Annotated in this window: 9 protein-coding genes; 6 read left to right on the top strand and 3 right to left on the bottom strand. The window is 70.8% G+C overall.

From position 1 onward, the window contains the following. Positions 1 to 21 precede the first annotated feature (21 nt). A complete protein-coding gene (locus tag AB0A95_RS03005) occupies positions 22 to 192 on the bottom strand; it encodes a DUF397 domain-containing protein (RefSeq protein WP_357553914.1) in 171 nt (56 codons plus the stop codon). Between the two features lie 823 nt (positions 193 to 1015). Here AB0A95_RS03005 and AB0A95_RS03000 point away from each other — a divergent pair. Then, complete coding sequence (locus AB0A95_RS03000; RefSeq protein WP_357553873.1) at positions 1016 to 1834, top strand: DUF3152 domain-containing protein; 819 nt, start codon at positions 1016 to 1018, stop codon at positions 1832 to 1834. A gap of 84 nt (positions 1835 to 1918) precedes the next feature. Here the strand turns inward: AB0A95_RS03000 and AB0A95_RS02995 are convergent, their stop codons facing one another. Next, positions 1919 to 2758 carry a hypothetical protein gene (locus AB0A95_RS02995; RefSeq protein WP_357553872.1) on the bottom strand — a complete coding sequence of 280 codons (840 nt, stop codon included), beginning with the start codon at positions 2756 to 2758 and terminating at the stop codon, positions 1919 to 1921. A 124-nt stretch (positions 2759 to 2882) separates the two neighbouring features. Further along, positions 2883 to 4730 carry a dihydroxy-acid dehydratase gene (ilvD, locus tag AB0A95_RS02990; RefSeq protein ID WP_357553871.1) on the bottom strand — a complete coding sequence of 616 codons (1848 nt, stop codon included), beginning with the start codon at positions 4728 to 4730 and terminating at the stop codon, positions 2883 to 2885. 111 nt (positions 4731 to 4841) lie between these two features. Between ilvD and AB0A95_RS02985 the strand changes: the two genes are divergently transcribed. From AB0A95_RS02985 to serA, 5 genes are all read left to right on the top strand, one after another. Next, on the top strand, positions 4842 to 7211 hold the full coding sequence (locus tag AB0A95_RS02985) for an EAL domain-containing protein (protein WP_357553870.1): 2370 nt from the start codon (positions 4842 to 4844) through the stop codon (positions 7209 to 7211). A 188-nt stretch (positions 7212 to 7399) separates the two neighbouring features. After that, positions 7400 to 9283: an acetolactate synthase large subunit gene (locus AB0A95_RS02980; protein WP_357553869.1), complete on the top strand. Its 1884-nt coding sequence runs from the start codon at positions 7400 to 7402 to the stop codon at positions 9281 to 9283. Between the two features lie 69 nt (positions 9284 to 9352). Further along, positions 9353 to 9868 carry an acetolactate synthase small subunit gene (ilvN, locus tag AB0A95_RS02975; protein WP_088946549.1) on the top strand — a complete coding sequence of 172 codons (516 nt, stop codon included), beginning with the start codon at positions 9353 to 9355 and terminating at the stop codon, positions 9866 to 9868. Between the two features lie 92 nt (positions 9869 to 9960). Beyond that, on the top strand, positions 9961 to 10974 hold the full coding sequence (gene ilvC / locus AB0A95_RS02970; RefSeq protein ID WP_357071524.1) for a ketol-acid reductoisomerase: 1014 nt from the start codon (positions 9961 to 9963) through the stop codon (positions 10972 to 10974). 500 nt (positions 10975 to 11474) lie between these two features. Further along, positions 11475 to 13073: a phosphoglycerate dehydrogenase gene (gene serA, locus AB0A95_RS02965; protein WP_357553868.1), complete on the top strand. Its 1599-nt coding sequence runs from the start codon at positions 11475 to 11477 to the stop codon at positions 13071 to 13073. The last annotated feature ends 106 nt before the right edge of the window (positions 13074 to 13179 follow it).

Genomic DNA, 13179 nt, shown 5'->3' with positions numbered 1-13179 from the left:
CCCGAGACACCCGCCGAAGCCTCAGCGTGAGGTGCGGCTCGCTTGTACGAAGCTGGCCCAGGCGGTTGGGGTAAAAGTGAGGGCCGGGCCCTGCGGGTCCTTGCTGTCGCGTACGGCGACGATGCCGGGCAGGTTATCGGCCCTCAGCTGCCCGGCGCGCAGGCCCTCTGGCGGGTCGGCCGCTGGTGGCACACCACCCTGCGCCCCGGCGAGCCGGTGGAGATCCTCGCGGAGCAGCCTGCGCCCGTCGGCGTTGCGCTGCTTCACCTGCGGCGACACCCACCGCCTGCATCAGGTCGTGCTGGTCACCGTCACCGACCTGCGGCACCGGGTGGTGCACCTGACCTGGCACGCCGGCACACCAGAGGGTGCCCCGATGGTCGGCACCCAGCCCAACGGCCGGCCCATTGTCCAGCTCCCCGAGAGGTATCGGCTCGGTACCTGGGCTGCCATCCTCGGCGCGCGGCCCGAGGATCTTGCCGACATTGACGGGGGACACGAGATCGGCAAGGACCTGCGCGACGGGTACGTCACCCTGCCCGGGCCGGCGCCGACCCGGTCGGGGAGCAGAACCCGCGACCTGAGCGGCCTGCGACAGGACAAAATTGCTGATCGAGCGCCGGGCGTCCGGGCGCTGGAACCCTTGACCACCGGCCGTCGTCCTGCCCTGGGTGGGGGGTGCACAGGTCGCCTTCCTTTGCTCTGCACCCGCGGGTGCAGAGCAAAGGACAACCGACCACCCCGCACACCCCGGCCGCCTCGAAGACGTCGGCCGGGGCGGGGATTCAGCGGCACGGCAGAGGCACTCGTCGTGGCCGCCAATCCGATCGGCCTCGGCGAACCGTGCCAGTGTCAGGTAGCGACCACGGAAAGTATTTGCGGACCGGGAGATGTTGTCCGCTCTGCCAAGGTGGGGCAGGGTATCGATGTCGATCACCCTGACCTTTTCCTTACTTCCAGTGACGTAGCCTTCCGGTTGCTCATCTGATCGTGATCGATTTCTGGAGGTTGCAACGTGCGGATCAACGGACGGCTGCTCGTGCCGATCTCGTTGGCGGTGGTGATGGCAACCGCTGCCTGTGGTCTGGCGTCAGCGCCGGCTTCCCAAGGCGCCGAAACCGGCCGCGCAGGTTGGAGTGACCCGCCCCCCAGCGATACGCCGAGCTCCAGCCCGACTCCGAGGATCCCGACCGACGCGGAGATTCCCACCAGGGCCGCCGGCACCTTCACCACCGCCTCCGGCACCGGGCGCGTGATCGGCAAGGGCAAGAAACGGGTGCGCTACAGCGTCTCGGTGGAGAAGGGGATCGCCTGGGGTGACATCCCCGCCTGGAAGCCGACCCAGTTCGCCGAGAGCATCGAGCAGGTGTTGGCGGCACCGAACGGGTGGGCCAGCTCCGCGCAGCACCCGGTCACCAACGACGCGGTGAATCTGAGCCGGGCGTCGTGGTCCTTCCAGCGGGTCAGCACCTCACGCATCGACGTGGATGTCCGCCTCGCCACACCGAGGACGGTGGACAGGCTGTGCGGTGCGAGCGGCGTGGACACCGAGGGGGTCTACTCCTGCAAGTACGGCAAGACCATCATGATCAATTTGCGGCGTTGGCTCCAGGGCTCGCCGGGATACCCGGTCACCATCGACGAGTACCACGCGGGCGTCATCAACCACGAGTTCGGCCACTTCCTCGGCTTCGCGCACATGAAGTGCGGCGGACCCGGCAAGCCCGGCCCAGTCATGATGACCCAGACGATCGACCTGGGCGGGTGCGTGCCCAACGTCAGCCCGTTCAACGAGAACGGCCAGTTCATCAGCGGCCCGTGGGCGCCGTCCTGAGCCGGCGACCCCTGCGGCGACCACGGGAACGGCGCTGCCCGGCTGGTGCGTATCCGCACCATCCGGGCAGCGATCCGGGTCCGCTCAGATGTCGGCGGTCAGGCTGCCCAGCATCTCGGCCACGTCGGCGGTCTGCGCCGCCGGCGGCGTCTCGATGGCCACCGACTTGCCGTAGTCGGTGTAGTCGATCACGATGTCGCCCATCTTGCCCATGACAATGCCGCCCCGACGCGGCCGGTACTGCTCGTCGACCCACAGGTCGAGCTTGAGCTCCTTGACCCCCTGCGCGGCGAGCGTCTGCTCGGTCTCGGTCCGCCGCTTTGAGTCGATCTGCGCGAGGTAGGTCGGCACCGGAGTGGTGACTGTGTAGTGGACTGTCGACGCCCCGTTCACCGTCTCCTGCCCCACCACCGTCGTGCCCTCGATGGCGAGCAGCGTCTTGGCCTGCCTGACCGGGTCCATCTCCTCGAACTGCTTGCCGACGTCGGCGCCCGCCTTGCCCCCGGCCACGGCGGCCATGTCCATCTTCATCCAGCGTTTCCCGCCCAGTTTGCCGCGGGTCTCCGCCGGAATCTCCACGAAGACCACCGTACCGATCATCCGCATGGTGACCGTGGTGCCTTCCGGATTGGTCGTCGTCATCTCGGCCTTGATCGGGTCACCCAGGTCCAGGACACCCTGCATCGAGACGAGTTGACCGCCCATCGTGCCCTTCATCGTCAGGGTCACCGAATCGGTCCTGGTGGTGGTGTCGACAGTCTTCCGCAGCGACCCCTTGAGATCACTGGCCAGCAACTCCAGGACGCCGGGCTGCTTGTCGGGTGCCTCGGTCGACCCGGGCTGCGGGCCGCAGGCGGCGCCAACGAGCGCGGTGAGCGCCGCGACCGCCACCACAGCGGGCTTCTTCCACAGTGACACGTGCACGCCTCTTCCCCCGTAGGAACCCGGGGTCCTCCCCGGATAGACCGACGACACGCTAGCCCGTGCGGCCCACCCGCCGGCACCGGCTCTTCCCGGCTGATGCCGGCTCCGGCGTGAGCGCCCTGGGTTACTCCGGGACGCGGCGGTAGGCGCCGTCGCTGGCCGAGGTGGCCATCGAGGCGTACGCGCGTAGCGCCGCCGACACCGGGCGCTGCCGGTCGGTCGGGGTGTACGGCTTGTCGCGCTTCTCCTCGGCCACCCGTCGTGCCTCCAGCTCCTCGGCGGACACGTTCAGCTCGATCGACCGGTTCGGGATGTCGATGACGACCTCGTCGCCGTCGCGGACCAGGGCGATCAGCCCACCGGAGGCCGCCTCGGGGGAGACGTGCCCGATGGAGAGACCGGAGGTGCCGCCGGAGAAGCGGCCGTCGGTGAGCAGGGCGCAGGACCGGCCCAGCCCGCGTCCCTTGAGGAACGACGTGGGGTAGAGCATCTCCTGCATGCCCGGGCCGCCCTTGGGCCCCTCGTAGCGGATCACCACCACGTCCCCGGCGACGACCTGCTTGGCGAGGATCGCGGTCACCGCGTCGTCCTGCGACTCGTAGACCTTCGCCGGGCCGCGGAAGGTCAGGCAGTCGTCCGGCACGCCGGCGGTCTTCACGACGGAGCCTTCCGGTGCCAGGTTGCCGTGCAGGATGGCCAGCCCGCCGTCGGCGGAGTAGGCGTGCCCCAGGTCCCGGATGCAGCCGCCGGCCGCGTCGGTGTCCAGCGACGACCAGCGGTTGGTGGTGGAGAACGGCTCGACGGTACGCACGCCACCCGGCGCGGCGTGGAACAGCTCGACGGCCGTCGGGGTCGGTGAGCCGCCGCGGACGTCCCAGTCGGACAGCCACTGGGCCAGCGAGGGGGAGTGCACGGCGTGCACGTCCCGGTTGAGCTGCCCGGCCCGGTCCAACTCGCCGAGGATCGCCGGGATGCCGCCGGCGCGGTGCACGTCCTCCATGTGGTAATTGGGGGAGTTTGGCGCGACCTTGGCCAGGCAGGGCACCCGCCGGGAGATGGCGTCGATGTCGGTGACGCCGAAATCCATCTCGGCCTCGCGGGCCGCGGCGAGCAGGTGCAGCACCGTGTTGGTGGAGCCGCCCATCGCCACGTCCAGGGCGACCGCGTTCTCGAAGGCGGCCTTGGAGGCGACGGTGCGGGGCAGCACCGAGTCGTCGTCGCCGTCGTACCACCGCTTGGAGATCTCGACGACGGTGCGGCCGGCCTCGACGAAGAGCGACCGGCGCGCGGCGTGGGTGGCCAGCGTCGAACCGTTGCCGGGCAGCGCGAGCCCGATCGCCTCGGTGAGGCAGTTCATCGAGTTGGCGGTGAACATGCCGGAGCAGGAGCCGCAGGTCGGGCAGGCGGAGCGCTCGATCTCACCGAGCTGCTCGTCGGTGACCGACTCGTTCGAGGAGGCGATCATCGCGTCGATCAGGTCGATCTTGCTGTGCACGACACCCTCGATCGCCATCGTCTTGCCGGCCTCCATTGGGCCACCGGAGACGAAGACGGTCGGGATGTTGAGCCGCAACGCGGCCAGCAGCATCCCCGGGGTGATCTTGTCGCAGTTGGAGATGCAGACCAGGGCGTCCGCGCAGTGCGCGTTGACCATGTATTCCACCGCGTCGGCGATCAGCTCGCGGCTGGGCAGCGAGTAGAGCATGCCGCCGTGGCCCATCGCGATGCCGTCGTCGACCGCGATGGTGTTGAACTCCCGCCCCACCCCGCCGGCCTCGGCGACCGCGTCGGCGACCAGGCCGCCCATGTCCTTGAGATGGACGTGACCAGGCACGAACTGGGTGAAACTGTTGGCGATGGCGACGATCGGCTTGCCGAAATCGTCGTCGGTCATCCCGGTGGCCCGCCAGAGGGCCCGGGCGCCGGCCATCGTCCGACCGTGTGTGGAAGTCCTCGATCGCAGCTCAGGCATACCCACCAGCATGACACCATCGCCACGCCGACCCTCCCGCGTATGCGCCGTGTCCCAACAGATGCACACCCAGCCCCCCAAGGCGCGCGCCGATCCGGCACTCTTGGAGACGTGCATATCCCCCCGGGCATGGTCGCTGTCGCGGCGCTCAGCGGGCTCGTCGCCGCTGCCGCCACAGTGCTGCTGACCGTGATCGCCGGGCGGCGGGTGGGGCCACGTCGGCCGGCACACGTGCTGCTCGCGGTGGCCGCCGGGGTCGCGCTGCTCAGCCTGTTGGCCGGGGTGGTCGCCGCGCTCGGCGCCAACCACCACTGGGCCGCCGAGCAGGGGCAGCGCACGGGCTGGGCGACAGCCGTGGCGATCGGCACGGCGGTGAGTGGGCTGGCCTTCGCCGCCGGTCTGCTCTGGTTGCCGGGTGTGGCCGCCACCGCGGCGGGGCGGGCCCGGCTCGCCCTGGACGGGTTGGTCGTGGCGGCGGCGCTGTGGTTCGTCGGCTGGGTGCTCTTCTCCGAGCCCACCCGGTTGCTCGGCATGGCCACCCCGATGGCCTGCCCGGCGATCCTGGTGGCCACGGTGAGTGCCGCGCTCGGAGCCGGCCTCGCCGCGACAGTCGTCTTCCGGGCCGCGCTACGCCGGCGACTGACCGCGCTGGGCCTCGGCATCAGCGCGGTCACCTGCGGCGGGATGGGCCTCAGCACCGGGCTCTGCCAGGCCGGGCCGACCATCGCGCTGACCGGTGCGGCGGTGCTCGCCGCTGGTCTGCTGGCCGTCGCGCTCGCCGCGCACTGGGCCGACCGGCCGGGGCAGGCCGAGGTCGACCTGATCGGTCAGGACGGCGAGTACGGGATCGCCCCGATGATCGCGATGACCGCCTCGGCGATGCACCACCTCGCCCAGGACGGTCGCTTCACCGCGCCGGGCGTCGTGGCCGCCAGCGTGGAGGGCTTCGCCCTGGTGGCGCGGCAATACCTCACTCTTCGCGACGTCCGGGAGTACGCGGGCCGCCTGGTCGAGCGGGAGGCGCACTTCCGCGAGCTGGCGCACACCGACCCGCTGACCACGCTGGCGAACCGGCGCGGGCTGCTGCGCGCCCTGCACGCCGCCGCCGCGGCGGGCACTCCGTGCGTGCTGCTCGGTCTCGACCTGGACGGCTTCAAGAACGTCAACGACATGCGCGGCCACGACGTGGGCGACGCCGTGCTGGCCGAGGTGGGCCGGCGGCTGCGGAGCAACCTGCGCCCCGGTGACGTGGCCGCCCGGCTGGGCGGCGACGAGTTCGCCGTCCTCATGCAGGGTCAGCCGGCCGAGGCGGACCGGGTCGCCGAGCGGCTGCTCGGGGTGCTCAACCGGCCGTACGACGAGCCGGAGGGGCCGGTCTTCCTGTCGGTGAGCATCGGGGTGGCGGGGTGGGCCGGCGAGCCGGACGTGGAGCTGCTGCTGCGCCACGCCGACCTGGCACTGCGCTACGCCAAGCAGCGCGGCAAGAACCGGATCGAACGCTACGACGCCGCGTACGACAAGTTGCTGCGCCGACGCACGACGGTGGAGCACGAGCTGCGTGGCGCCATCGAACGCGACGAACTGCGGTTGGCCTTCCAGCCGGTGGCGTCGCTGCCGTCGGTGCGGCCGGTCGGCGCGGAGGCGCTGCTGCGCTGGCACCACCCCGAGCTGGGCAACGTCGGTCCGGACGAGTTCATCCCGCTCGCCGAGGAGTGCGGCATGATCGCCCCGCTGGGGGCCTGGGTGCTGCACCAGGCCTGCTACCAGCTCTCCCGGTGGCTGGCGGACGGCCACGACGTCTGGGTGTCGGTGAACGTCTCGCCGCACGAGCTGCACGCCCCGGCGTACGTGGTCCAGGTCGCCGAGGCGCTGCGCGCGCACCACGTGCCGCCGCAGCGGCTGGTGTTGGAGGTCACCGAGCACGCGGTCGCCACCGACCTGGACGAGCTGATCCGGCGGCTGACCGCGCTGCGGTTGACCGGTGTGCGGATCGCGCTCGACGACTTCGGGGCCGGCTACTCGTCGCTGGGGCAGTTGCGCCGGCTGCCGATCGACATCCTGAAGATCGACCACAGTCTGGTGGCCGAGCACGAGCCGGTCCGGCCGGTCGACCAGGACGGCCCGGCCTTCGCCCCGATGGTCGACATCGTGATGCGGTTGGGCCACCAGTTGGGGCTGGAGGTGATCGCCGAGGGGGTGACCGCGCCGACCGAGTTGGCCGCGGTGGTGGCCGCCGGCTGCCGGTTCGGCCAGGGCGCGCTCTTCGGCTGGGGGGTGCCGGCCGAGCACCTGGAAGCGATGCTGGAGGCGGCCACGTCACCGGGCGCGCGGTCCGCGCCACTGCCCGCGCCACGCCGGGTCCCGGGCGGGTACGCACAGGTCACGCCGCCTGCCGATGGCGCGTCGCCGGGCGACGCGCCGACGTCCGTTGACCAACATGTGGGAGCAGTTGACTCATCGCGTGAGATGCGTCAGGCTTAGCCGCATGTCGTCGTACCGGTCGCTGCGAGTACTTACCTGAGCGCACTCTCCCTCATTGAGAGTGCGCTGGCCCCGTGCATCTGCACGAGGGCCGTTTTTATTGCCATCGGAACCTGGCGAGGCGGGCCCCGCCCGTGTCGCATCGCTTGACTAGCCACCAGCCACTCCAGCCGAAGGCCAGAACCGCCATGACGAGACCCACGCCCGAGACCCTCGCCCACTCCGCCCGCCGAGCCCGCGCGGCCGCCGACCCGACAGTCGACGTCGACCCGGCCGCCGCACGCCCCGCGGCCACCCCGGCCGTTCCGGTGGTACGGCCATCCGCTCCGGCCCAGGTCACCGGGGCCGGCTCGCTCGTGCGGTCCCTCGAGGCGCTCGACGTCGACGTCGTCTTCGGCATCCCGGGCGGCGCGATCCTGCCGGCGTACGACCCGCTCTACGACTCCTCCGTCCGGCACATCCTGGTCCGGCACGAGCAGGGCGCGGGGCACGCGGCGACCGGGTACGCGCAGGCCACCGGCAAGGTCGGCGTGTGCATCGCCACCTCCGGGCCGGGCGCGACGAACCTGGTCACCCCGATCGCCGACGCGTACATGGACTCGGTGGCGATGGTGGCGATCACCGGGCAGGTGGCCCGACCGATGATCGGCACCGACGCCTTCCAGGAGGCGGACATCCAGGGCATCACCCTGCCGATCACCAAGCACAACTTCCTCGTCCAGAACGCCGAGGAGATCCCGCAGGTGCTGGCCGAGGCGTTCCACCTGGCCAGCACCGGCCGGCCCGGCCCGGTGCTCGTCGACATCCCCAAGGACGTGCTCCAGGCGTCGACCACCTTCACCTGGCCGCCCACCCTGGGCCTGCCCGGCTACCGGCCCACCCTGCACCCGCACGGCAAGCAGATCCGGGAGGCGGCGCGGCTGATGGCCGCCGCCCGCCGGCCGGTGCTCTACGTCGGCGGCGGGGTGCTCAAGGCCGGTGCCACGGACGGGCTGCGCCAGTTGGCCGAGCTGACCGGCATCCCGGTCATCACCACGCTGATGGCGCTCGGCGCGTTCCCCGACTCGCATCGGCAGCACCTGGGCATGCCCGGCATGCACGGCACCGTCGCCGCTGTCTACGGCCTACAGAAGTCGGATCTGATCGTCGCGCTCGGCGCGCGGTTCGACGACCGGGTCACCGGCAGGTTGGACTCGTTCGCCCCGGACGCGACGGTGGTCCACGCGGACATCGACCCCGCCGAGATCGGCAAGAACCGGCACGTGGACGTGCCGATCGTCGGGGACGCCAAGCACGTCATCGACGAGCTGATCGCCGCGGTGACAGTCGAGCGGTCAGCGGGGCGTGTCACCGATCTGGGTGACTGGTGGACGCAGCTGGACGACCTGCGCGACCGCTACCCGCTCGGCTACGACGAGCCGTCGGACGGCACGCTCTCCCCGCAGTACGTGATCAAGCGGCTGGGCGAGATCGCCGGCCCGGACACGATCTTCGTGGCCGGGGTGGGCCAGCACCAGATGTGGGCGTCCCAGTTCATCTCCTACGAGAAGCCGTACACCTGGTTGAATTCCGGCGGCCTCGGCACGATGGGGTACGCGGTGCCGGCGGCGATGGGCGCCAAGGTCGGCAAGCCGGACACCGTGGTCTGGGCGGTCGACGGCGACGGCTGCTTCCAGATGACCAACCAGGAGTTGGCCACCTGCGCGTTGGAGGGCATCCCGGTCAAGATCGCCGTTATCAACAACGGCAATCTCGGCATGGTCCGGCAGTGGCAGACACTGTTCTACAACGAGCGCTACTCCAACACCGACCTCGGCACGCACAAGCACCGCATTCCTGACTTCGTCAAGCTCGCCGAGGCGCTGGGCTGCGTCGGGTTGCGCTGTGAGAACGCCGACGACGTGGACAAGACCATCGCCGCCGCCATGGAGATCAACGACGCTCCGGTCGTGATCGACTTCGTGGTCGGCAAGGACGCGATGGTCTGGCCGATGGTCGCCGCCGGCACCAGCAACGACGAGATCATGTTCGCCCGCGGCGTCCGCCCGACCTTCGACGAGGATGACATCTGACATGAGTGAGCACAGCGACCGAATCCTTGCCCAGGGTCGTGGCACCACCGAGCGAAGCGAGGCCGCGGCATGACCATGCACACCCTCTCCGTGCTCGTGGAGAACAAGCCCGGCGTGCTGGCCCGCGTCTCCGGCCTGTTCTCCCGGCGCGGGTTCAACATCGACAGTCTCGCCGTGGGTGAGACCGAGAACCCGGACGTCTCCCGGATCACCATCGTGGTCAACGCCGAGTCGTCGCCGTTGGAGCAGGTCACCAAGCAGCTCAACAAGCTGGTCAACGTACTCAAGATCGTTGAGCTGGACCCGCAGGTCTCAGTCGCCCGGGAGTTGCTGCTGGTCAAGGTCCGCGCCGACCGGTCCGCCCGGTCCCAGGTGCTGGAGACCGTCAACCTGTTCCGCGCCCGGGTTGTCGACGTCGCACCGGACACGCTGACCATCGAGGCCACCGGCACCCCGGACAAACTCGACGCGCTGCTGCGCGATCTCGAAGCCTTCGGCATCAAGGAGATGGTCCAGTCCGGGTTGGTGGCGATCGGGCGCGGCTCGCGTTCGATCACCGCCGGGCCCGCGCTGCGGGCCGCCTGACCGCCACCGGTCGGCCCCGGTGGGCCGTGACCGAACCCATCCGCACAGACCACGACGGGCCGCCCCGGCCGTCGTACGAAAGGGAAGTTCTCATGAGCGTTGAGGTGTACTACGACGACGACGCCGACCTCGGCCTGATTCAGGCCAGGAAGGTCGCGGTGATCGGCTACGGCAGCCAGGGTCACGCCCACGCGCTGTCGCTGCGTGACTCGGGCGTCGACGTGGTGATCGGTCTGCCGGAGGGCTCGAAGAGCCGTCCCAAGGCCGAGGAGCAGGGCTTCCGGGTTCTCACGCCGGCGCAGGCCTCCGCCGAGGCCGATGTGATCATGGTGCTCGCACCGGACACCGCGCAGCGTTCCATCTACACGGAGTCGATCGCCCCGAACCTCGCTGCGGGCAAGGCCCTCTTCTTCGGCCACGGCTTCAACATCCGGTACGACCTGATCAAGCCGCCGGCCGACGTGGACGTGGCGATGGTCGCGCCGAAGGGCCCCGGCCACCTGGTCCGCCGCCAGTACGCCGACGGCAAGGGCGTGCCCTGCCTCGTCGCCGTCGAGCAGGACGCCAGCGGCAACGCGTTCGCTCTCGCCCTCGCGTACGCCAAGGGCATCGGTGGCACCCGTGCCGGCGCGATCAAGACCACCTTCACCGAGGAGACCGAGACCGACCTCTTCGGCGAGCAGGCGGTGCTCTGTGGCGGTGCCTCGGCGCTGGTGCAGACCGGTTTCGAGGTGCTCACCGAGGCGGGCTACGCCCCGGAGGTCGCCTACTTCGAGTGCCTGCACGAGCTGAAGCTGATCGTCGACCTGATGTACGAGGGCGGCATCGCGAAGATGCGCTACAGCATCTCCGACACCGCCGAGTACGGCGACCTCTCCCGTGGCCACCGCATCATCGACTCGCGGGTCAAGGACGAGATGCGCAAGATCCTGGGCGAGATCCAGTCCGGCGAGTTCGCCCGCGAGTGGGTCGCCGAGGACGAGGCCGGCCGGCCCAACTTCACCAAGTGGCAGGCCGAGGGCGCGGCGCACCCGATCGAGGAGACCGGCAAGAAGCTGCGCGGCATGATGAGCTGGGTCGACCGCCCGATCACCGAGACCGCCTGACGGTCCGCACGACAACCCCTACCGGACCCGGGCCGGCGCTCTCCCCAGCGCCGCGCCCGGGCCGGTGCCTGCCCGGGCGCCCCGCGCGCCCGAGCACCGCGTCCGCTCCGCGCGCCCGCCCGCGCCAAGATCCGCGCAACATCAGGGATGGTGGCCCCTCGGGGCCTCCACGAGGCAGCTATTTCCCTGATCTTGCGCGGATCTTGGCGTTGTGGGCGCGCGGGCTGTCGACGCGCCCGTGCGCGACTACGTACGGTGTCGGCGGCCGGCGTCTTGCGGGCGTGACCGTTTCGGTGCGGTGAACGGTCGATGTCCGTCGCTCGACCGGGCGTGTGAGGGCACTCACCCCACAGACCAGAACACGCCGCCCGGCCCGGCCCCTACGATCGCCTGTAGGTGCAGCCAGCCGGCACCTGACGGCCACGGCACGGATCAGCGCAGGGCGCAGTGCGGCGCCCGGCCGCCCGGGCCGATCGCAAACACGACCTCTACGAGGACCGATGAATCCTGTCGTACTGATCGCCGAAGAACTCGCCCCCGCCGCCATCGAGGTGCTCGCCCACGACTTCGACGTCCGTCACGTCGACGGCACCGACCGTCCGGCCCTGCTCTCGGCGCTCTCCGAGGCCGACGCCGTCATCGTGCGCAGCGCGACCCAGATCGACGCGGAGGCGGTCGCCGCCGCGCCGCGACTCAAGGTGGTCGCCCGGGCGGGTGTCGGGCTGGACAACGTCGAGGTGCCGGCCGCCACCGCGCGGGGCGTGATGGTCGTCAACGCGCCCACCTCCAACATCGTCTCCGCCGCCGAGCAGGCCGTCGCGCTGCTGCTCGCCGTCGCCCGCAACACCGCCAGCGCCAGTGCCGCGCTCAAGGCGGGGGAGTGGAAGCGGTCCAAGTACACGGGCGTCGAGGTGCAGGGCAAGACCGTCGGCGTGGTCGGGCTCGGTCGCATCGGTGTGCTCTTCGCACAGCGCATCGCCGCGTTCGGCACCAGGCTGATCGCGTACGACCCGTACATCCAGCCGGCCCGTGCGGCGCAGCTCGGCGTCCGCCTGGTCGGGTTGGAGGAGCTGCTGCGGGAGAGCGACTTCATCTCCATCCACCTGCCCAAGACGCCGGAGACGGTGGGCCTGATCGGTGAGAAGGAGCTGGCGATCGTCAAGCCCGGCGTTCGCATCGTCAACGCCGCCCGTGGTGGCCTCGTCGACGAGCAGGCCCTCGCCAACGCCATCGCCGAGGGTCGGGTCGCCGGTGCCGGCGTCGACGTGTACAGCAAGGAGCCGTGCACCTCCTCGCCGCTGTTCGCCTTCGACAACGTGGTGGCCACCCCGCACCTGGGCGCCTCCACCAACGAGGCGCAGGACAAGGCCGGTCTCGCCGTGGCCAAGAGCGTCAAGCTCGCGTTGCAGGGCGAGTTCGTGCCGGACGCGGTCAACGTGCAGGCCGGCGGCGTGGTCGCCGAGGACGTGCGGCCGCTGCTGCCGCTGGCCGAGAAGCTCGGCCGGGCGTTCACCGCGGTCGCCGGCGGCGTCGCCGCCAGCGTCACTGTCGAGGTCCGCGGCGAGATCGTCGCGCACGACGTGTCGGTGCTCAAGCTCGCCGCGACGAAGGGTCTGTTCAGCTCGGTCGTCGAGGAGCAGGTCACCTACGTCAACGCCCCGCACCTGGCCGCCGAGCGTGGCGTCGAGGTCACCCTGACGCCGCTGGCCGAGACGGCCGAGCAGCCCACCCTGGTCACCGTGCGCGGCGCCCTGCCGGACGGCCGGACGGTGAGTGTCTCCGGCACCGTCACCCACTCGGGTGCTCGCGACGTGCTCAAGCTGACCGAGGTGGACGGCTTCGACGTGGAGATCGGCGCCGAGGGCATCCTGCTCTTCCTGCGCTACGCGGACCGGCCCGGTGTCGTCGGCACGGTCGGCACCCTGCTCGGCGAGTCGGGCATCAACATCGCCGCGATGCAGGTGGCTCGGCGTGAGGCGGGCGGCGAGACGCTGATGACGCTCACCGTCGACCAGGCGCTCGGTGCCGAGCTGCTCACCTCGGCCGCCGATTCGATCGGCGCCACCGCGGCCAGCGCCGCTGACCTTCGCGACGAGTAGTCCACGGCACGCGGCAGGGGGGCCCGGCGATCCGCTGGGCCCCTTTGTCGTACCCCGGGGTGGGGGTCGGCCCGCACCGGGTCGACCAGCCGGGCCGGGCAGTCGA

Origin of the sequence: Micromonospora sp. NPDC049230, assembly GCF_040647875.1 — a bacterium.
Classification (GTDB): domain Bacteria; phylum Actinomycetota; class Actinomycetes; order Mycobacteriales; family Micromonosporaceae; genus Micromonospora.
Note: the sequence above shows the minus strand (reverse complement) of the source record. Positions and strands in the feature narration are given on the sequence as shown.